The 19,825-nt window shown below is 71.3% G+C and carries 21 protein-coding genes; 12 read left to right on the forward strand and 9 right to left on the reverse strand.

What is annotated here, in order from left to right:
• Positions 1–34: 34 nt before the first annotated feature.
• Together SMD11_RS30525 and SMD11_RS30530 are read right to left on the reverse strand one after the other, a co-directional pair.
• A complete protein-coding gene (locus tag SMD11_RS30525; RefSeq protein ID WP_087929514.1) occupies positions 35–2,311 on the reverse strand; it encodes a S9 family peptidase in 2,277 nt (758 codons plus the stop codon).
• A gap of 39 nt (positions 2,312–2,350) precedes the next feature.
• The gene (locus SMD11_RS30530) at positions 2,351–3,019 is read right to left on the reverse strand and encodes a DUF4097 family beta strand repeat-containing protein (RefSeq protein WP_087929515.1); all 669 of its coding nucleotides are present in this window, start codon (positions 3,017–3,019) and stop codon (positions 2,351–2,353) included.
• A gap of 379 nt (positions 3,020–3,398) precedes the next feature.
• On the opposite strand from SMD11_RS30530, the gene SMD11_RS30535 reads away from it, so the two are divergent.
• Complete coding sequence (locus SMD11_RS30535; protein ID WP_234366235.1) at positions 3,399–3,740, forward strand: hypothetical protein; 342 nt, start codon at positions 3,399–3,401, stop codon at positions 3,738–3,740.
• Positions 3,741–3,903: 163 nt separating this feature from the next.
• On the opposite strand, the gene SMD11_RS30540 is transcribed toward SMD11_RS30535, so the two are convergent.
• Positions 3,904–4,752 (reverse strand): alpha/beta fold hydrolase, encoded by an 849-nt coding sequence (locus SMD11_RS30540; RefSeq protein WP_087929516.1) that lies wholly within the window; start codon positions 4,750–4,752, stop codon positions 3,904–3,906.
• A 95-nt stretch (positions 4,753–4,847) separates the two neighbouring features.
• Between SMD11_RS30540 and SMD11_RS30545 the strand changes: the two genes are divergently transcribed.
• Positions 4,848–5,792: a LysR family transcriptional regulator gene (locus SMD11_RS30545; protein ID WP_087929517.1), complete on the forward strand. Its 945-nt coding sequence runs from the start codon at positions 4,848–4,850 to the stop codon at positions 5,790–5,792.
• Positions 5,793–5,846: 54 nt separating this feature from the next.
• Here the strand turns inward: SMD11_RS30545 and SMD11_RS30550 are convergent, their stop codons facing one another.
• Positions 5,847–6,260, reverse strand: a complete 414-nt coding sequence (locus SMD11_RS30550) for a hypothetical protein (protein ID WP_087929518.1) — start codon at positions 6,258–6,260, stop codon at positions 5,847–5,849.
• Positions 6,261–6,498: 238 nt separating this feature from the next.
• Here SMD11_RS30550 and SMD11_RS30555 point away from each other — a divergent pair, with 238 nt between their 5' ends.
• Positions 6,499–6,777, forward strand: coding sequence for a response regulator transcription factor (locus SMD11_RS30555; protein WP_087929519.1), 279 nt, complete (start codon positions 6,499–6,501; stop codon positions 6,775–6,777).
• 118 nt (positions 6,778–6,895) lie between these two features.
• Here the strand turns inward: SMD11_RS30555 and SMD11_RS30560 are convergent, their stop codons facing one another.
• Positions 6,896–7,726 (reverse strand): DUF5995 family protein, encoded by an 831-nt coding sequence (locus SMD11_RS30560; RefSeq protein ID WP_087929520.1) that lies wholly within the window; start codon positions 7,724–7,726, stop codon positions 6,896–6,898.
• Entirely contained in the window at positions 7,723–8,301 is a 579-nt protein-coding gene (locus SMD11_RS30565) for a hypothetical protein (protein WP_087929521.1), read from the reverse strand. Before SMD11_RS30565 ends, SMD11_RS30560 begins: the two co-directional genes overlap by 4 nt.
• Before the next feature lie 370 nt (positions 8,302–8,671).
• Between SMD11_RS30565 and SMD11_RS30570 the strand changes: the two genes are divergently transcribed.
• The 4 genes from SMD11_RS30570 (at position 8,672) to SMD11_RS30585 (ending at position 11,225) form a co-directional block, all read left to right on the forward strand.
• Positions 8,672–9,109, forward strand: a complete 438-nt coding sequence (locus SMD11_RS30570) for a glutaredoxin domain-containing protein (RefSeq protein ID WP_087929522.1) — start codon at positions 8,672–8,674, stop codon at positions 9,107–9,109.
• A gap of 82 nt (positions 9,110–9,191) precedes the next feature.
• Entirely contained in the window at positions 9,192–9,563 is a 372-nt protein-coding gene (locus tag SMD11_RS30575; RefSeq protein WP_234366236.1) for a zinc-binding dehydrogenase, read from the forward strand.
• Between the two features lie 72 nt (positions 9,564–9,635).
• The gene (locus SMD11_RS30580; protein ID WP_087929523.1) at positions 9,636–10,280 is read left to right on the forward strand and encodes a TetR/AcrR family transcriptional regulator; all 645 of its coding nucleotides are present in this window, start codon (positions 9,636–9,638) and stop codon (positions 10,278–10,280) included.
• Positions 10,281–10,424: 144 nt separating this feature from the next.
• Entirely contained in the window at positions 10,425–11,225 is an 801-nt protein-coding gene (locus SMD11_RS30585) for a GNAT family N-acetyltransferase (protein ID WP_087929524.1), read from the forward strand.
• 62 nt (positions 11,226–11,287) lie between these two features.
• Here SMD11_RS30585 and SMD11_RS30590 read toward each other — a convergent pair whose 3' ends face one another.
• The gene (locus SMD11_RS30590; RefSeq protein ID WP_087930825.1) at positions 11,288–12,064 is read right to left on the reverse strand and encodes an NAD(P)H-binding protein; all 777 of its coding nucleotides are present in this window, start codon (positions 12,062–12,064) and stop codon (positions 11,288–11,290) included.
• Between the two features lie 176 nt (positions 12,065–12,240).
• Positions 12,241–12,633 (reverse strand): VOC family protein, encoded by a 393-nt coding sequence (locus SMD11_RS30595; RefSeq protein WP_087929525.1) that lies wholly within the window; start codon positions 12,631–12,633, stop codon positions 12,241–12,243.
• A gap of 366 nt (positions 12,634–12,999) precedes the next feature.
• On the opposite strand from SMD11_RS30595, the gene SMD11_RS30600 reads away from it, so the two are divergent.
• From SMD11_RS30600 to SMD11_RS30610, 3 genes are all read left to right on the forward strand, one after another.
• Positions 13,000–14,250: an MFS transporter gene (locus SMD11_RS30600; protein ID WP_087929526.1), complete on the forward strand. Its 1,251-nt coding sequence runs from the start codon at positions 13,000–13,002 to the stop codon at positions 14,248–14,250.
• A 154-nt stretch (positions 14,251–14,404) separates the two neighbouring features.
• The gene (locus SMD11_RS30605; protein ID WP_234366238.1) at positions 14,405–14,803 is read left to right on the forward strand and encodes a DUF6234 family protein; all 399 of its coding nucleotides are present in this window, start codon (positions 14,405–14,407) and stop codon (positions 14,801–14,803) included.
• A gap of 112 nt (positions 14,804–14,915) precedes the next feature.
• On the forward strand, positions 14,916–15,974 hold the full coding sequence (locus SMD11_RS30610; protein WP_087929527.1) for a vWA domain-containing protein: 1,059 nt from the start codon (positions 14,916–14,918) through the stop codon (positions 15,972–15,974).
• A gap of 34 nt (positions 15,975–16,008) precedes the next feature.
• Here SMD11_RS30610 and SMD11_RS30615 read toward each other — a convergent pair whose 3' ends face one another.
• Entirely contained in the window at positions 16,009–16,395 is a 387-nt protein-coding gene (locus SMD11_RS30615; RefSeq protein ID WP_087929528.1) for a VOC family protein, read from the reverse strand.
• A gap of 232 nt (positions 16,396–16,627) precedes the next feature.
• Between SMD11_RS30615 and SMD11_RS30620 the strand changes: the two genes are divergently transcribed.
• Together SMD11_RS30620 and SMD11_RS30625 are read left to right on the forward strand one after the other, a co-directional pair.
• Positions 16,628–18,202: an alpha/beta fold hydrolase gene (locus tag SMD11_RS30620; protein WP_087929529.1), complete on the forward strand. Its 1,575-nt coding sequence runs from the start codon at positions 16,628–16,630 to the stop codon at positions 18,200–18,202.
• A gap of 11 nt (positions 18,203–18,213) precedes the next feature.
• Positions 18,214–19,815: an alpha/beta fold hydrolase gene (locus tag SMD11_RS30625; RefSeq protein WP_087929530.1), complete on the forward strand. Its 1,602-nt coding sequence runs from the start codon at positions 18,214–18,216 to the stop codon at positions 19,813–19,815.
• The last annotated feature ends 10 nt before the right edge of the window (positions 19,816–19,825 follow it).

The raw sequence follows: 19,825 nt of genomic DNA on the forward strand, positions 1-19,825 counted from the left end.
GCCCGCCGGCACGGCCCACCGGCCGGCGGCGCGCTCAGGCGAACAGCTCGCCGAGCAGCTCGGGGCCGATGGCGATGGGGGCGGGGCGGTAGGCAGGCGGCTGAGTGCCCATCAGTTCGCGCACCAGGAAGTCCCAGCAGCGCTTGCGGACGTAGGCCAGGCAGTCGATGAACGTGTGCTCGGCGCCGGGGACGATGAGCAGCTCGAAGTCCTTGTCGGCGGCGATGAACCGGTCGGCCAGCCGCAGCGTCTGGTCCGGGTGCACCTGGTCGTCCATCCCGCCGTGGACGAGCAGCAGCCTGCCCGCCAGCCGGTCCGCGAGGTCCACGTTGGACGTACGGGCCCAGGCCTCCGGATTGCCGGCGCCGTCGTAGGTCTCCACGAAGCCCAGGTTGAAGCAGGGGGCGTCGTGCGAGCCGGAAAGGGCGACTCCGGCCTTGTACACCTTGGGGAAGTCCAGCATCGCCCGCGCGGCGGCGAACCCGCCTCCGGAGTGGCCGAACGCGCCCACCCGGTCCAGGTCCATCCACGGCCGGGTCCTGGCCAGCTGCCGCAGCGCCGCGACGTGGTCGGCCAGGCCGCCCGCGTCGGCCAAGTGACCGTAGGAGGCATCATGGAAGGACTTGCTCCGCCCCGGGGTGCCTCGGCCGTCGACCGCTATCACCACGAAGCCCAGCGCCGCGAGGGGTTCCGCGTCGAGGCCCATTCCACCGGGGTCGAAGCACGGGGCGACCCGGTTGACCTGCGGGCCGGGGTAGACGTTGTCCACCACCGGGTAGCGCCGTGCGGGGTCGAAGCCGTGCGGCCGGTACAGCACCCCGTAGATGTCCGTCACCCCGTCGGCGGCCTTGACGCGGAACCGCTCCGGCGGCGTCCAGCCGGTGGCCGTGAGCTTGCCGATGTCGGCGCGCTCCAGCTCGACCAGCACCCGCCCGGTCCAGTCACGGACCGTCGTCACCGGCGGGGTGCCGACGGTGGACGCGGAGTCGATGAAGTACTCCTGGCCTTCCGGCACGGTGACGACGTGGTCCAGTTCGTCGTCCGTGACCCTGGCGAAGCCGGAGCCGTCCAGACCGGCCCGGCACACCGTGCGCCGGTACGGATCCTCGTCGACCAGCCCGGTGGCGGTGAAGTACACCATCCGCTCGGCCTCGTCGACGCGCAGGATCTGCCGCACCGTCCACGGGCCGGAGGTGACCTGCCCGAGCAGCGCGCCGGTGCGCAGGTCGTACCGGTAGAGGTGACCCCAGCCGTCCCGCTGCGAGTACCACAGCACCTCGCCGTCCAGCACGCGCACGATCGGCGGCTCGTACATCCAGGGGTTGGGCTCGACACGGGTGGCCCCGCTCTCGCTCAGCACCGTGGTGACCTCACCGGTGGCCGGGTCCAGCCGGTGGAGGGTGAGTGTGCGCGAGTCGCGCGGCCGGCCCAGGTAGTACACCGCCGAGCCGTCCGGGGCCCACCACGCCCACTTGCTCGTGATCGGCGACATCATCGGCATGAGCAGCGGCTCGGCCCGCGCGCGGACCACCGTGTCCTCGGCGACGTCCAGCACCACCAGCTCGGCCAGCGGCATGTGCTCGTCCCCCGCGTAGGCGTACCGCTGGGTGCGCGGGAGGGGCGCGCCGCCGTCGGCGGGCCCGGCCTCCACGAGGTGTGTCCGCCGGACGTCGCGCTCGTCGGTCCGGTGCGCCAGCACCTTCGTCGAGTCGGGCGACCAGGCCACCGCGGGCGGCAGGTGCGGCAGGCCGATCTTGCGCAGCAGGGTGCCGTTGCTCGTGCAGTCGGGGCCGGAGCCGTACCGGTGACCGGGCTCGCCGTCGGTGGTCAGCGGCCACTCGCGGCCGTCGGACAGCGAGCGTGCCCACAGGTCGTACCCGCGCCGGGACACCGCGACCTTCTTGTCGGGCGAGGGCACCTCCAGCGGGTTGCCCGGCGGCGTGAACCCGGCCCGCTCGCAGGCGTAGCCGTCCAGACGGCAGCGCCAGTACTCGCCGAACGCGTGGAACTCCACGGCGTCCCCCACCAGTTCGACGGCCAGGAACGGCAGGGCCTCGGGGTCGACCCGCTGTCCGGAGGCGGCGGCCAGTGCGGCGGCGAGAAGAGTGTGGTCGAAGGCCGGCTCCCGGGTGCCCTCCGCCGGGTCGACGAGCACGAACCGCCTTCCGACGCCGTTGCTCACCCCGTACCAGAAGCGCGCGCCTCCGTCGATCCACTGCGGCCGGACCTTGTCGCCCATGACGAGCTCGCCGGGGCGGGCGGGGCGGCGGAGGAGCTGCTCCGCCGCCTGGTAGTGCTGAGTGGTGCTCATGTGGTGTTCCTCTACGTTCTGTACGGGCTGCGGGCGGATTTACAGGCTGCGGGCGGTGATGTCGCCGTAGGCGGTGGTCGCGTGGATGGTCAGGCCGGCGGCGCCCCCGGCGTTCTGAAGGGCGTTGTGGATGCGGCCGTAGGTGGTGCCTGCGTCGAGGGAGGCGGAGACGCCCCGGGCGGCGTCGATCGAGATCCCGCCGGCCTCGGTGCGCAGTTCGACCGTGCCACGGACGGCCTCGGCGATACGGATGTCGCCCTTCTGGGTGCTGACCTGCGCGTCGCCGCCCAGGCGGCCGACCACGACGTCGCCCGCCAGGAGCGTGAGGCGGGCGCTCGCGGCCTCGTCGATCTTCACCGAGCCCTGCGCGCCCTCGAAGGCGACGTCGCCGAGCCGCCCGACACCCCGGAACTCGGCCGCGGCCGCCTTCGCCTCGACGCGGGAACCGGCGGGCAGCTGCACCGTCACCTCGACCGACCCCGAACCACCCAGGACCCGGTTCCTCACCGGCGCACCCTCCACCCGCAGGACACCGTCGGCGAACACGACCTCGACCTGCTCCGCGGCCTTCACGTCACGGCCGTTGGAGACGTCCGCCGGAAGGACCTCGACCGTGGTGTCGGCCCGGTCGGCGGCGATGAAGCGGATGCGCCCGGCGGGGATGTCCAGGACGGCGGCGATCGGGGCGGCGGTGGCGAACTTCTGCATGATGACTTCCTTCGGTTCCGGTCGGCGTTTCCGACAACGCAAAAGCTACGTTGCGTTCAAGGAACCAGCAACATCTTCGTTGCACACAAACATCATTCATGCAGGTCAGAGGCATGAAATCATTGCAATGATCTGATGTCTAACGCAACGTCAATCGCTGTTTCGTTGCAATGATGTGAGGGTGAACGCTATGCCGGGGCTGCTGGGCGGACGTCGAGCGGAAGCGTGATGCCGAGGGGGTGTCGGGATGTTCTCGCTGCTCAGCGCGGCAGTCGTCACTCGAATGGTGCATCCGGTGCGACGGGGGCGAAGGTCGCTCGTACGGTTGTGGGTCCAGATGGGCGCTTGTCGAACATCTGATCCCCTCATGGAGGTCACCATGAACCGTCATCGAACCCTCACCCTCGCAGCGGCCCCCATTGCCCTGCTGATCGGCCTGGCGGCCCCGGCGGCCGCCGCGGACGACCCGGTGTCGAGCACCCCCAAGACCCCGCGAGCGGTCTGCGACAAGCCGGCGAACGACGCCGTCCTCACCGCCGAGGAAGGCATCGCGCTCAGGCAGTGCAGCAGGGCCCAGGCCGCCCCCAAGACCTGGCACTGGATGGGCAACTACGGGTCGGTCTACGACGTGGCCAACGCCGCCAACGGCGGTGGGATCGGTGCCGGTGAGGTCATCACGCAGTACCTCAACGGGCTGTACCCGACGTTCATGTTCTACTGACCGCGGTCGGCAGAACACACACGGCCGGGCAGCGACCGTCGACCGCACGCCGTCATGGCGTGCGGTCGACGGGTGTGCGGCGGCCGTGCGGGGTCCGCGGACGGGCGGCCGGCACCGGGCCGATGAGGCTAGAAGCCGCCCGGCAAGGTGCGAGGCCCGCTGCTCACGGCAGCAGGGCGGCGGCGAGTTCGTCGGGCCGGGTGGCGAACGGGGTGTGGCTGCCGGGGAGGGTGCGTACGGTGAACGGTTCGCCGGGCACGGCCCGGTCGGCTTCCCTGACCATGAGGTCCTGCACGGCCGGTGTCAGCGCCCGGTCGTCCGCGCAGCGCAGGAAGGTCCGGGGTATCCGTCCCCACCGCGGGGACGTCAGCGTGACCGGCGTGGTGACGAGCGTCAGCGGCAGGTCGGTGCTCAGCGCCGAACGCCAGCGGGCGAAGCGGTCCGGCGGGGTGTCCTGGTAATGGGTCCGGCGCAGTTCCTCGACGTAGGCGGGGTCAGGTGAGAACGGGTTGATCCGCACGGCACCCAGCTTCCCGGGGTCGCCGACGGTGAGGCCCTGTCCTCGTGCCGTGGCGTTCTCGGGCGACTCGACGTAGTCGGAGAACCGCGGCCGTCCGGCGGGGACGAAGGCCGACAGGTAGACGAGGGCGTCGACGAGTTCGGGTGCCCGTTCGGCGGCCAGTGACGCGGGGCCGCCGCCCGCGCTGTGCGCCACGAGCACGACACGACGGTAGTGCGGGCGGACCTGACGCAGCGTGCGGAGCACGGCCTCGGCGCAGTCGTCCATCGTCACGGTGGCGAGCGGGGACCTCTCGGTCGACAGGCCCGGCTGGCCGGGCAGGAGGTATCCGGTGGGCAGGGGTGCGTCGAAGCCGTGACCGGGCAGGTCGACGGCCACGCTCGCGGTGCCGGCTCCGGCGAGCGCGCGCTGTGTGGCCGCCCACTGCCCGGAACCGTGCCAGGCGCCGTGCACGAGGACGAGGACGGTGCGGGCGGGGGAGAACTTGGTCATGACCGCAATTGCATGTGACCCGCGCCCCTGTCATCCAGTGAAAGATCTGACAAGGTGATCCGCGATACTCAGGGGATATCGCCGGAAGGGGTGGCATGGAGGCGCGGCACTTGCGGTACGCCCTGGCTCTCGCCGAGCACGGGCACTTCGGCCGGGCCGCCGGTGCCCTGGGCATCGCGCAGCCTCCGCTGTCCAAGCAGATCGCCGACCTGGAACGCGAGGTGGGCGCCCGGTTGTTCGACCGCACCCGTCAGGGGGTGTTCCCCACGGCCGCGGGCGCGGCGTTCCTCGCCCGGGCGCGCAGGGCGCTCGACGAGATCACGGCCGCCTCGGTCGACGCGGCCCGGGCCGCGCGCGGCGAAACGGGGCGGCTACGCCTGGGATTCATCGCCTCGGCGCTGCTCGAACCCCTGCCTGACGTCCTCTGCCGGTTCGGCCGGGAACGGCCCGCGGTGCGGCTGGAGCTGCACGAGATGGCGACCAGCCGCAGCACGGCCGCGCTCGTCGCCGGTGAACTGGACGTGGCGATCACCCTCGGCCGGCCACGGGGTACCGGGACCGAGCATCTGGTGTCCGTGCCGATCGGGCACGACCACCTGGTCGCGGTCGTGAGCAGCACGCACCCCTTCGCCGGTCGGCCGTCGGTGAGCGTGGACCAACTGCGGTGCCAGCAGCTGATCGTGGCGCCGGCCGAGGACGAGCCCACCGCCCTCATGACCCTGCGCACCCTGCTGGGCAAGGACTCCCCGGCCCTTGCCGGCGCGAGCGTCGCGAGGGACATCCACACGATCATCGGCCTCGCCGCCTGTGGTGTGGGCGTGGGCCTGGGGCCCTCCCGCATGCTGTCGGTCCCGCGACGTGGCACGTGGTTCTGCGAGGTGACCCCGCGCACGCCGCTGCCCGATCTGGTCCTGTCCTTCGCCACCCGGGAACGCTCCCCGGTGCTGGACGCCTTCCTCGACGTCATCCGCGGGAACTGCCCGGCCGCCCGTGCCGCACTCGACCACAGACTCGGCGCGGGAGGCGAAGGCGGATCCTGACAGCGGTGACTCCGGGCAGCAGGTCCTCGCCGCCGCCCCGGGCATCGGGTCGTGTCAGGCCGTGAAAGCGTTCAGCCTCGCGCCTGTCACCGGAGCGGCGGGCTTGAAGGTGTAGTCGAACTTGTACGTCGTCTCGTGCGAACTCGTGAAGTGCGGGCAGACCAGCGGGCCGACCATGCCGCCCTTCGCGCCCATCTCGATCCACCAGCCCGCGCAGCGCCCGTCCGGTGCGCCGCCCCAGCCCTTGCCGGGCAGCAGGTCCTCGATCCAGCCGGTGACCCGCGTGGTGCCGTCGCTCTGCGGGCACATCGATATCTCGCCGCGCCCGAAGGACTTCGTCCCGGCGGCCGTGACGCACGCCGGCCCGTCGGACGGCGCGGCCTGGGCGGTGGGGGCGGTGAGCAGCGTCAGAGCGGCGGTCGCGGCGGTCGCTCCGGTCAGGGCCAGGGTGCGGACGAGGTGTCTCATGGTCGTTCCTTCTCTCCTCAAGGGGCACTGAGGCAGAGACAACCACGAAGTGGATCATGAACGCCAGGGGGGCTTCCCTCGTCGACCGAGTGCCCGGCCGTCCGCGTCCTCTCTGCCTCCAGCACCCCCGAACGCGTGGCCACGGCGCTGGCCGCGGGCGCGGCCGGGTACGTACGCAAGGACACGCCGCCCGACCGCCTCGCCCCCTTGGTGCGCTTCCTCGCGCAGGAATGGACCCATGATGTCCGCTGACGTCAGCGCACCGGTCGTCAGCGCCTTCCTCTCGGACGCCGGCCGGACCGCGGCCACCGTCGCCCTCGGCCGGCTCTCGCCCCGGGAGCGGCAAGTCCTGGTCCTGCACGCTCAGGGGCTGCCCAACACGGACATCGGCCGTCAACTGCACCTGGGCACGGTCCAGGACCACGTACGAGCCGTGCTCCGCAAGCTCGGGGTGCAGCGACGCCTCCGGGCGGCCCTCCTCGCCGAACGAACCGGCCTCCTCGTTGATCAGCCCTGATGGGCCGAAGAGCCTGGACGTCCCTGGACCGTCCGGGGCGCCTCCTCAGGTGGTGCCATGGCGGCGTCTCACTGCGACGCTGACAGCGCATCAGGCCGCTCTGGGCGACTTTCCCTGATCAGCCGATCGGCGTGCCCGGCGCGGGCCATTGCCGGCGGGGAGGGATCAGCAGGCGCAGCAGGCGGGAGACTGCGCGGAGTTTCCAGTCGCCGGGGAAGCGGATGCGGGTGATGAAGGCGGCCGTGGACCTGCTGATGGACGCCGTCGCGGCGTCGGCCGACGTCGGCTCCCTGAGCCGGTCGGAGTTGAACCACGCCAGGCCGCGCGCCATGCGGATCCCGTAGTTCGTGAAGAGTTCGTCGTCGCGGGTGAACAGCCGGTCCAGGGAGCGCAGGCCGCGGCAGTACCGGGCGGCCAGATCGTCCTGGACCTCGTCGACGCACGTGGCGAGCAGGTCGTTCATGCGGTGGAAGTCGCCGATGTGCCGGTGGTTCCCCGCGCGGGCGTCCAGTGACCGCAGCGCGAGGGGCAGGTCGTAGGACATGTGCGCCATCATCGAGAAGAGCACCTCCTCCAGGACGTAGGAGTGCCGTACGGACGAGGCGGCGTAGACGTCGCGCCAGGGCGGTGGCACGGCATCCGGGAGGTCCCCCGGCGCGACCTCGCCGCCGCTCCGGGGGAACGCCGCCAGCCATGTGTCGGTGGCGTCCATCGCCGAGAAGTAGGCCGACGCCAGCGAGACGGACAGATCGGCCACCCAGTCCGGCTCCGCGAACGGCGGGGTGCCCGTCCGCAGCGCCGTGGTCAGGCTGGTGGTGAGCCGGTAGTAGGTGTAGGCGAACGTGGCGCGGTGGTCGCGCTCCGCGTCGTACCTCCCGACGCGGAGCGCGAGTTCGCGGGCGACACGCTCGACCTTCTCGGCGGGGGAGGGGACGCCGGGCGTCGTCACTCGGGGCCTTCCGTCCCGCCGCCACCCCCGGTCACCCGCCGGGCCCGCTCCGTCGCGCGCGCCCAGTCGCACACCAGCTCCCCGGCGAGACTGCGCCGGTCGGCCCCCACGTGGTAGGTCGCGGTCCAGGCCGTCCCCAGCAGCGGCATGTGGTACGTGGACGCCATGCCCGCCTCGCGGATCTCCGCGGGGTAGGCGAAGGTGCGCGTCATGACGCGCGGGAGGGGTCCGAACCGCTCGTGGGCGTGGACGGTGACCCTGGTGCCGTCGGGGTCCAGGACGTAGCGCTCCCGCAGCAGGTACAGGGGGACACCGAATGCGGAGAGCCTGACCGTGTTGTCGGCCTCGCCGAAGTCGCCCGCGTCCGGCCTCGCGACGATCGTCGAGTCCAGCCGGGACGCACCGGTGACCAGCCGCGTTCCGCACATCGCGACGACGAGCAACCGGTTCAGCCCGCCAAGGCCCCGGGCCCCCAGGAACCGCCGCCACGAGGTGACCCGGAACGTGAACGTGCCACGCCACACGCCCGTTCCGACCGCGAAGTAGTAGACATGGCTGGGGGCTTCAGCGGTCATCCGACCCACCCGCCCACTGTTCCCGACACCGGGCGGCCGCGTCGTCGCTCGCGCATCGCCGGGGCGGCGGCGCTTCGTCAGCGTGTACGGTCACATCGAGCAGCGTACGGTCTGATTTGCGTCCTTTGCGGGAGAATCGCCGCCGGATGTCACCGCCGCCGAGGACTCGGCCGGAGCCGGCGCTGCACGCACAGTGCGGGTCCTGGCCGCCGATGCCGCGTCGGTGCCCCGGTGGGCCGCCGGTGAGCTTGAGGCGCCGAGGCCTTCACCGCCGCGGCCGAGCACCACTCCGGCGTACGGTGAACGCCCAGGTGAGCAGCGGGCAGCCCGGTCCGAGGGGTGCTTCGTCCCATCGTTAGCCTAGGTCTTCATGACACGTGCTTGGATCTTGCCGATACTGCTTGTGCTCTGCGGCTCAGTCGTTGCGGCCGGGCTGATCTTCAGTGGGATCCCCGGTGCGGCCGCAGCGATCCTGCCGCTGTTCGTGGCGCTCGCAGGTGTGAACTCGCCCCTGGCCTTCCCGAGGCCGATCGGTGCGCTGGAGGCGCAGCGCCGCAGCGCCGTCGATGGCCGGCCGGTCGTCTTCTGGCGGTCCGGCTGCAAGTACTGCCTGCGACTGCGCATCCGGCTGGGCCGCAGCGCGCGCCAGGCGCACTGGGTCGACATATGGCGCGACCCGGCTGGTGCGGCAGTGGTGAGGGCGGCCAACGAGGGCAATGAGACCGTGCCGACCGTCGTCGTGGCGGGCCGGCCGCATGTCAACCCCGACCCTGAATGGGTACGCGGACAGCTCCCCCCTTCTGTGTGACGGGGGCTGGTGCCGCACAACGGAGAAGTCTGGGGTGACTGCTAAAGGCCGGCGGCTGAGGTTTTTCCGGGTTACGCCAGCCTTGAACAGGTACCCAACATGCCCTGTCCGAGCGGACTTCGTCTACGACGGCGGTGGCACCGAGACGTTCCACTCCTCACAGCTCGCCCTGCGCCCGCACGGGGTGCACGCGTACTACGGCCCTTTCATGGGCGTTCCGGCCCTCCGGCCGACCGACCTGCCCAACAGCATCTTTCTGACGTACCCGGTGATGCACCACCACGTGCCCACCCGCGAGGCCCTGTTCCACCGCACCGGAGAGATCTTCGACCTGGTACTCGGCGGGCAGCTCACCCCGCGCATCGGCGGCCGCTACGTCCTGGCGGACGCGGCACAGGCCCACGCGGACATCGAGTCGCGCGGGACCACCGGGAAGCTGCTCCTCCTGCCCTGACCGGCCATGGCCCACGCCGTCCCGCGTACCCTTCGCGTTCAAGGGGCGGGACAACTCACACCGGGAGGATCTGTGTCCTTGACCCGTAAGGGCGCCGCCACCAAGCAGCGCATCGTCGAGGGAGCCGCCGAGGAGATACGCGACCAGGGCGTGTTCTCCCTGCGGCTGGAGGATGTGATGGCTCGCACGGCGACCAGCAAGAGCCAGTTGTTCCACTACTTCCCCAGCGGGAAGGACGAACTGCTGCTGGCCGTGGCCCGCCACGAGGCGGACCGGGTCATCGCGGACCAGCAGCCGGAGCTGGGTTCTCTGACCAGCTGGGCCGCGTGGTGGCAGTGGCGGGACAAGGTCGTCGCGCGCTACCGCGCGCAAGGCGAGAACTGCCCGCTGCACACGGCCATGTCCCGGATCGGAGCGGCCACGGAGGCCGCGCGGGCCGTGGCTTGTGAACTCCTGAAGCGGTGGCAGGACCAACTCGCCTCGGGCATCCGCCATATGCAGGGTATCGGCGAGATACCCCCCGGACTGGACGCCGACCGCGAGGCCGCCGCCCTTCTCGCCGGGGTTCAGGGCGGCGTGATGATCCTGCTGACAACGGGCGGCCTGGACCACCTGGAAGCCGCTCTGGACCGGGGCATCGCCCACCTGAGGGGGCCGGACCGGCCCAGCCATGATCCGGATGGGTGTCTCAGTAGTGCTGTGCAGACGGAGAGTTGAAGAACGGTACTCAGGGTCCGTCGGATAAGGTGACTTGGCTGTCCTGTGTGGTCCGTAACGCGACCGGACTGACGCTGTTCCAGGTCGGCTCTTTCGACTCTGCCGGCGGAGACTTTCGCATAACTTCACTGTTCAGGAGGTCTGATGACGGAACGTACGGAGTCGATCGAATCGATGGAGCAGCTCGCCGTGGTCTGGCGGGCCATGGTCCTCGACCGTGACGCGGACGCGGATGTGCGGGACCTTCCCGGAATCGCCGTCCGCTGGGCCGACTGCCGGTTCGCCTTCTGGAACTGCGTCACGTTGACCGATGTCGACGCGGACACGGCGCTCTTCGAGCAACGCCTGTGCCAGGCGGCGGACATCATGCGCGCGAAGGAACACCCCGGGTTCCTGTGGCTCTTCGAGGACCTCCTCAGCGACGAGGCACGCGCGGGAATGCCGGCGGCGGCGGAGAAGGCGGGCCTCGACCACGCCTTCCCCGGCACCGGGATGGCCGGCGACTTCCTTCCCCTCCCCGAGCCGTCCCACCCCGATCTGACCTTCGTGCGCGTGACCACGGACGAACAGCTACAGGCGTACGCGGACCTGAACTCGCGGGCTTACGGATTCGCGCTGGAGGACGGCCGCGACGGGCTCCTCGGGTCCACGCTGTGGAGGAAGCAGGTGCATGCCTACCTGGGCGTACGGGACGGGGTCCCGGTGACGTGCGCCGGGGCGGTGGAGGCGGAAGGCCGGCTCTTCGTCGCGCTCGTCGCCACGGCCCCGGAATGGGAGCGCCGGGGCTACGGAGAGGCGGTGACGCGCAAGGCCCTGTACGAGGGCGCCCGGGCCACCGGCCTGACACGTGCCACCCTGCACGCGACGGCGGCGGGGGCGCCGGTGTACCCCCGCATCGGCTTCAGGCCGAACTCGCCGATGCACTTCTACGGCCTGAAACCCTGAAGAGCCCGAAGAGCCCGAAGAACTGACCTCCCGGACGCCCGCCGGCCCCGGCGCTCGCGCGACTAGGCCGCTGCCACCCGCTCGGCGAGGAAGTCCTCCCAGGTCCGCTGTCCGACCGAGGCGCCTTCCAGAGTCAGGTTCTCGCCCGCGCGGTAGGCGCGGCCGACCTTTCCCGGCATCCGGACGGGCAGCGTCATCCGGTGCTTGCCGCGCGCCTCCAGATAGCCGCGGCTCAGGTCGTCCAGGCCGTACACCTTCGGCCCGGTGAGGTCGGGCACGAGGCCGGCCGGGCGGCCGAGGGCCAGTTCCACGAGGCGTACGGCGACGTCGCGCGCGTCGACCGGCTGCCAGCGGAGCCCGCCCGGGGCGGGTACCACCGGCAGCTTCGCCATCTTCTCCACGACCGTCAGGGCCAGGTCGTGGAACTGGGCGGCCCGCAGCGTCGTCCACGGAATCCCGGAGTCCGATATTGCCCGCTCCGCGCCCAGCTTGGCCCTGAAGTAGCCCAGCGGCAGCTTGTCCGCCCCGATGACCGAGATGTACACCAAGTGATTCACACCGGCGGCTTGCGCGGCCCGCACCAGGTGTCGCGTGGCCTCGTCGTCGCCCTTGGGGCCGCCCGCGAGGTGCAGGACGGTGTCGACCCCGCTGAGCGCGGCGTCGATTCCCTCGCCCTTGCGCAGGTCGGCGGCCACGTGCTCGACACCGTCAGCAGGATCGCCGCCACGCCGGCTGAGTACCCGCACGGTGCGACCGGCCTCCCGCAGGAGGGGCACGACGAGGCGGCCGAGCGTGCCCGTGCCGCCGGTGACCAGAACGGGGGTGCTCGCCACGGTCATCTTCACCATCTCCAATGCGTCCGCCCGGGAGGTGCTCTCCCAGGTCTCTGCCTCTATGACCCACGGCGAAGGAGGAATGTGACGGGCGGACGAAAAAATTTCGGGAGACCGGGGTCAGGGCCGGGACGGGCGAGGGCCCGGCCGTGGTGGCCGGGCCCTCGTGCCAGGGCGGACGCCTACTGCGGCTGTGTGGCGATCTGGATCAGGTTGCCGCAGGTGTCGTCGAAGACGGCCGTGGTGACGGCGCCCATCTCCATGGGCTCCTGGGTGAAGCGGACGCCGAGGCCGCGCAGGCGCTCGTACTCCGCCTTCACGTCGTCGACGGCGAACTGGGCGAGCGGGATGCCGTCCCCGACGAGCGCGTCGCGATAGGTCCTGGCCGCCGGGTGGCCGGCGGGCTCCAGGAGGAGTTCGGTGCCGCCGGGGTCGTCGGGAGAGACGACGGTCAGCCACCGGTCCTTCTCGCCCACCGGGACGTCGTGCTTCTTCACGAAGCCGAGGACCTCGGTGTAGAAGTGCAGGGCTTTTGCCTGGTCGTCGACGAAGACGCTGGTCAGATGGATCTTCATGGGAGACGCTCCTCCGGTCCGGATCTGTCGGGCACGAGCCATCGGTCGGTGATCCGCCGCTGTGCGGCCGGGCCGGTACGCCAAGGCCTCAAGCCCGGTCGCGAGCAGATCCCGAACAGTGTCCGCCCAGTCTTCTCCACGGGCTCGTCGAGGGTGGCGTGGCGGGTGGGGTCTGCACCGGTCGGCGTAGCGTGTCCTCGTGCGCCGAGCCCGCGCGGCCTGGGCCGGCCGCCCCGGTGCCGGCGGGTGATCCGCTCCGCCTCCGGCCGGCTCGACGCGTCATGGGACCGTTGTCGCCGAAGCGGTCCGCGGATTCGCGTGACGGGCGTGGCGGCTTGTTCGGGTGAGGTGTCTGGGGGGCTGAGGATGGTGGGCAGGAGGCCGTTGGGCCGGCGGTTCGGGTGGCTGTGGGCGGCGTACGCGGTCAGTACGTTCGGCACGTGGCTCGCGTTCGACGCGTTCGCCCTGATCGCGATCCTTGTGCTGCACGCCGGGCCGACCGCGGTCTCGATGCTGTCGGCGACGGGGCTGGCGGTAGGGGCGGCGGTCGCGGTGCCGCTCGGTCCATGGGTGGAGTTCCGCCGCAAGCGGCCGGTGATGGTCGCGATGGACCTGACCCGGTTCGTGGCGCTGATCAGCGTCCCCGCCGCGTACGCACTCGGGCTGCTCGGATTCGTCCAGCTCCTGGTCGTGTCCGTCGTCGTCGGTGCGGCGGACATCGCCTTCAACGCGGCCAGTGGTGCCTGTCTGAAGGCGCTCGTGCCACCGGAGGACCTGCTCGTCGCGAACGGACGCTTCGAGTCCACGACCTGGACCGCCACCGTGCTCGGACCGCCGGCCGGCACGGCCGCGATCGGGCTGTTCGGCCCGGTGATGACCGTGGCGGCCAACGCGGTCAGCTTCCTCCTCTCGGCCGTGGGGATCCGTGCGATCGGCGGCGGCGAGCCGCTTCCGGCGCGCACCGGCGCGTACGGGAAGCGGCTCCGGCCCGGCGACCTGCTCGACGGGTGGCGGTACATCCTGAACGACCCGGCCCTGTGCCCTTTGTTCTTCAACACGGTCCTGATCAGCGGCCTGATCATGGCCACGTTGCCGCCGCTCGCCGTTCTCATGCTCGGAGACCTCGGGTTCGCCCCCTGGCAGTACGGCCTCGCGTTCGGCCTGCCCTGCGTCGGCGGCATCATCGGCTCGCGGCTGGCCCGCCGACTCGTCCCACGGTTCGGTCGGCACAAGGTCATGCTCACCGCCGGGGCGCTGCGCGCGTGCTGGTCGCTCGGGCTGGCCTTCATCCGCCCCGGCGTGGCCGGGCTCGTGCTCGTCATCGCGATCGAGTTCGGCCTGATCACCTGCATGGGCGTGTTCAACCCGGTGTTCGCCACCTACCGGCTCGACCGGACGCCGCCGGACCGGGTCGCCCGCACCCTGTCGGCGTGGTCGGTCACCAGCAAGGTGACCGTCGCGGCCATGACCGCGCTGTGGGGCCTGCTGGGCGGCGTCACCGGCCCCCGTACCGCGATCGCCGTCGCGGGTCTCCTCATGCTGATCACCCCTTTCCTGCTTCCGCGGCACGACCGCACGCCGCACCCCGAGCACGATCCGGCCCGGAGCCGGACGTGACACACCGCGACTCGGCACGCGCCGGAAGGCAGGCCGCGGCCGGCCCGTCGACGTGTCCCCTCCTTCTGCGGCATCGCGCCCACCGGGGGAAGGGAGCCGCGCATGAGTACGCGTACTCATGCGCACCCGCCGCCGGGCTCGGCACCCTGCGGCCATGATGTTCACCTCTCCGGCGCCGGAGCGCCGCCGTCCCTGGTCGCACCGGACACGCCGGGGCGTCGACCTCGCCTTCGCGATCCCGTTGTTCCTGCTGGAGACGGCGTGGCTCGTGCTGGACTGGATGTTCGGCCTCGGCCTGGAGGTATGGGCGGCGCAAGGCGAACGGGAGCGGATCGACGCGGCCCGCCTCGCGCACCTCGGGCGGGTGCGGGTGCTGCTGATCGCCGTCCTCGTCACGGCGGTGCTCGCGGGAATCTTCCGTGCCCGCTGGACGGTGATCGCGCACCTGCTGGTGGCCCTCCTGGCCGGAGGGGTGCTGGTGGTCGCACAGCACCAGTGGGACAGCGGCCATGCTCCGTCGCCCGGGTGCGTCCGCTACAGCGCGCACTGCTGAGGGAGCCGGAGGCGGCTCGGGGCGGGGAGCGGTGCCGGAGCGTCAGACGCCGTTGTCAGTGCCTCCTCATAGAGTGAAATCACTCAGCGAGCCTCGGAGAGGGAGTACAGACATGTCCGCCAACAGGATCCAGCACAAGGTGAATCACGTCGCGCTGGTCGTGGACTGTTCGGGTTCCATGCGTCCGCACCAGAGCCAACTCGTGCGGGTGGTAGACGAGTTCGTGGCGGGGCTGAAGGCCGAGTCGGACAGCCTCGGTCACGAGACCCGGATCAGCCTCTACTCCTTCGACCACAGGGTGGAGAACCTGGTCTGGGACATGGACGTGAAGCACCTGCCGTCCATGCGCGGTCTGTACCGCGTCAACAACGGTGCCACGGCCCTCATCGAGGCTTCCCTGAAGTCCCTGGACGACCTGGGACACATCTGGGAGGAATACGGTGAGCACAGTTTCCTCCAGATCGTGGTGACGGACGGCGAGGAGAACGCCTCCGGCGGCGACAGGCGGCACGACGGCGACATGGCCGTCCTCGGCCCATGGCTGGACAGGATCGCGGCGAGGATGGGCGGGCTCCCGGGCCACTGGACGTCCGCGATCCTCGTCCCGAACTCCCTGGCCAAGCGGACCGCCCAGAACTACGGCTTCCCGGCCGGGAACATCGCCATCTGGGACGCGGATTCCCAGGAGGGCGTCGAGGAGGCCATCGGCACCGTGCGCGCCGCCGCCACCAGCTTCCTCCGGGCCCGCGAGAAGGGTGTGCGCGGCACGAAGAACCTGTTCGCCGTCGGTCAGGACATCTCCATCGACGAGGTGCGGGCGAACCTCGAACCGGTCCCGGCGAACAAGTACCGGCTCCTGAAGGTCGACAAGGAGGCCGAGATCCGCCCCTTCGTCGATTCGCATCCGGGTGTGACGTACGAACGCGGTGCCTGTTACTACCAGCTGGGCGCCCGGGCCCAGGTCCAGCCGAACAAGGAGGTCATCGTGGTGGAGAAGGACACCGACCGCGCCTACACGGGCGACGCGGCGCGCAGCCTTCTGTTCGGTACGGGCATCCAGGGGACCGTCTCGGTGAAGGCGGGGAACAACCCCAAGCTGGAGGTCTATGTGCAGAGCCGTTCGGTGAACAGGAAGCTCAAGCCCGGTACGCGCCTGCTCATCATGGTCTGAGGGCTGCCGGAACCGGTATGTCAGGGCCGCCTGGTCAGGGGCAGCGGTCCGCGAGGACGCAGAACTCGTTCCCCTCCGGGTCGGCGAGCACGACCCAGCTCTCCTCGCCTTGGCCGACGTCGGCGTACCGAGCGCCCAGGCCGAGCAGGCGGCGGACCTCTTCGTCCTGGTCCCTGTCGGCCGGGTTGACGTCGATGTGAAGCCTGTTCTTGACGGCCTTGCCCTCGGGCACGCGCGCGAACGTCAACGCCGGTGGCACCGGGCCGGGGCGGTTCCTGCCCTCGGGCACCGCGGGGGAGCCGATGATGACGATTCCCTCGTCCTCGTCCCGCACCTCGTAGTCGAGGACCGAGCACCAGAACCGGGCGAGACCACGGGGATCGGCGCAGTCGATCGCGAGCTCGGTGAACTTACTGGTCATGTCAGGACCTCCCGATCGAGCAATCGAGCAATCGAGTAGCGGGTCCGCCGAGGGCCGCACGCCGATCGTAGTGTCCGACGGTGAGGTGAGCCGAGCGTATTCATCCGGCCTGGTGCCGTCCGTATGCGCCCGTCCGACCCACCCGGTATCGTCCATAAGGTGCGATCCGCCCGAACCGCCGTGGCTTTGTCCGGCTGGGCAGCCGTGGATACCGGCAGAGGAACGGGATCACATGACCAAGCACGGCATCAACGCGGCGGCGGTCTCGGCCGCCGTGGTCCTGGCGGCATTCGGTCCGGCACCGGGGAGTGCCGCCGCATCGCCTCACAGCCGCACCGCCGGGCCCGGCCCGGCCGTCGTGTCGCGGTTCGTGCCCGCTCCCTGCCCGAAGCCACCCGAGCCGATAGCCGCGCTGAGCACCGCGCGGTGCGGCTTCCTGGAGGTCCCTGAAAACCGCTCCCTGAAAGTGCCCGAGAACCACGCCGCCACGGCCGGCCGGACGATCCGGCTGGCCGTGGCGGTCATTCCCGCCACGTCGGCGAAGCCCGCCGAGGACCCGGTGGTGTTCATGGCGGGAGGCCCCGGCGGCGACACGTTCGACGACATTCCCTTCCTCGTCGACTCCGGCCTGAACCGGGACCGCGCGCTGATCGTCATGGCCCAGCGCGGCAACCTCTACGACCGGCCCCACCTCGCCTGCCCGGAGCTGGACCGGTTCTCCGCGGAGTACGTAGGGCTCGGCCACGACTCACGGCAGGCGGAACGGCTCCTGCTGGACTCGGTGAAGAACTGCCGGAACCGCCTGGCGGCCGACGGGACCGACCTGAGCGCCTACAACACCACCGAGAACGCCGCCGACTTCGCCGACCTGCGCACGGCACTGGGCATCCCCCGGTGGAACGTCTACGGCTACTCCTACGGCAGCGACCTGGCCCTCACCTACCTTCGCGAACACCCCCAGGGGATTCGCGCGGTGGCGATCGACTCGGTCACTCCTCCGCACATCGCGACCCTGCCGTGGACCTGGAGCAGCGCCCGTGAGGGCATCGAGAACCTCCTGGACGTGTGCGCGGCCGAGCCCGGTTGCAAGAGACGCTACCCGGACCTCCGCCGCACCCTCACCGAGCAGGTGCGCAGGCTGGAAGCACGGCCCTTGACGCTGAACGCGCGGCCACCGAGCGGAGGGGACCCGGTGAAGGTCGTCCTCGACGGGGGAGCGCTGCTGAACCTGCTGGTCGCCAACGCCGTCAAGCCGCCCGATGTCCCCGCGGCGATCGAAGAGCTCGCCCACGGACGTCCGGAGCGTTTCGCGCGGGCCCGCGCGGCCGACTCGGTCCAGACCGTCGGCCGGACCGCCCACGGCCTGACGGAGTCGGTGGCGTGTGCCGAGTGGGTGCCGGGCTCCACGCCGTCCGACGTGCTGAAGGCGGGGCGGTGGGCCTTCCCCGGGTGGCCGGACACGGTCCTGGCCCAGGCGCCGCAGCTTCCGTTCCAGCACCGGGTGTGCCGCGTCTGGGACGTACCGGACCGCACCTCCACCCAGCGGGTCGCCACCGTCAGCACGGTGCCGACACTCATCGTCTCCGGGACGTTCGACACGAAGACCGGGGCGAGCTGGGCGCGGGAGGCGGCCCGTACGCTGCCCCGCTCGACATCCGTGCGGATCCCCGGGATCGGGCACTGGGTGGTCCCGCAATCGCCCTGCGCGCAACGGGTGCTGGCCTCGTTCCTCGCCCGTCCGACCGCGCCCGACACCGACTGCGTGGCCGGTCTCACCCCGAAACCGTTCACGATCATCCCGAAGTGACCGGAGGGCAGATGGCACTCGACCACGCACCCCGCCGTCGCCGCCGCACCGCGCGCCGGCTCCACGCCGCGCCGGCCGCGGTGGCGACCGGAATCCTCGTCACCGGCCTGCTCGCGACGCCCGCACGCGCGGAACCCGGCACCTCCGCGGGAGCGGCGACCGGCACGGTCGCCCGGACGGCGGGCGACGCCCGTTTCGAGCCGGGCCCCTGCCCGAAGACGCCCGAGCCGATCGCCGCGCTCGCAAGAGCCCGCTGCGGAACGCTCACCGTGCCCGAGAACCGTGCGAAGCCCGACGGCCGAAAGATCACCCTCGGTGTCGCGATCGTGCCGGCGGCGGCCGCCGAGCCGAAACCCGACCCGATCGTCTGGCTCGCCGGCGGGCCCGGCGACGACGCCGTCGGGGAGGCGAAGATGGCGGTCGACGGCGGCCTGAACCGCGACCGTGACGTGATCCTCATGTCCCAGCGGGGCACGTACTCGGCCGACCCGGCGCTCACCTGCCGCGACATCGACGAGTTCAACGCACGCGCGGTCGGCCTCGTCCAGGACGCGCCGTCCACCGAGCGCCTGCACGTCGACGCGACGCGCGCCTGCCGCGACCGACTGGCGGGCCGCGGTGCCGACCTCGGCGCCTACAACGACACCGAGAGCGCCGCCGACTACGCGGACCTGCGCGTCGCGCTGGGCATCGACCGGTGGAACGTGTTCGGCATCTCCTACGGCACCCACCTGGCGCTCATCTACATGCGCCAACACCCCCAGGGGATCCGGTCGGTCGGCATCGACGGCATCCTGCCGCCGTCCAAGGCGGGGTCGGCGCTGACCTGGAGCAGCGCCCGGCAGGGCTTCGACGGGCTGTTCAAGGCCTGCGCGGAGCAGCCCGAGTGCGCCCGCCGCTATCCGGACCTGCCCGCCACCTTCGAACGCCTCGTCCGCGAACTCGAAGCCCACCCGGTCACCACCACCGTCACGGTCCCCGGCCACCCGGACCCGGTGAAGGTCGTACTGGACGGCGGAGCCCTGGTGAACTGGCTGACCTCCGCCACCCATGTGGCCGAGGGCGTACCCCGCTCCCTCGACGAGCTGGCCCACGGCAATCCGCGGCGGGTCGCCGAACAGTGGGCGGGCGGCAAGGTCAGCCCCCAGGCCTTCGGCAGGGTCGCCCACGGGCTCGCCTACGGCGTCTTCTGTAGTGAGTGGGTGCCGTACGAGAGCCGGACCGAGGCCCTCCGGGGTGGGCGGGAGGCGTTCCCGTCCTTCCCCCGCTCGGTACTGGCCCAGGCCCCGCAGCTCACCTTCCTCCGTCCGGACTGCGCCGTCTGGAACGTCCCCGCGGCGCCTCCCTCGATCCGGGACGTCACGCGGAGCGACATACCCACCCTCGCCCTGTCGGGCGGCTTCGACGCCCAGACCGGGGCGGCCAACGGGCCGTATGTCGCCCGCGCGCTGAGCCGCGCCACGGTCGTGACGGTGCCCTACGAGCCCCATGTCGTGTTCGCCACGTCCAAGTGCGCCCAGGAGATCACCGTCTCCTTCTTCGACGATCCGACCGCCCCGAAGACCGGATGCCTCACGGGCCTCGAACCGCCCCGGTTCGAGATCGGCCCGTGACACAGTCGAG

The organism is Streptomyces albireticuli (genome assembly GCF_002192455.1).
Classification (GTDB): domain Bacteria; phylum Actinomycetota; class Actinomycetes; order Streptomycetales; family Streptomycetaceae; genus Streptomyces; species Streptomyces albireticuli_B.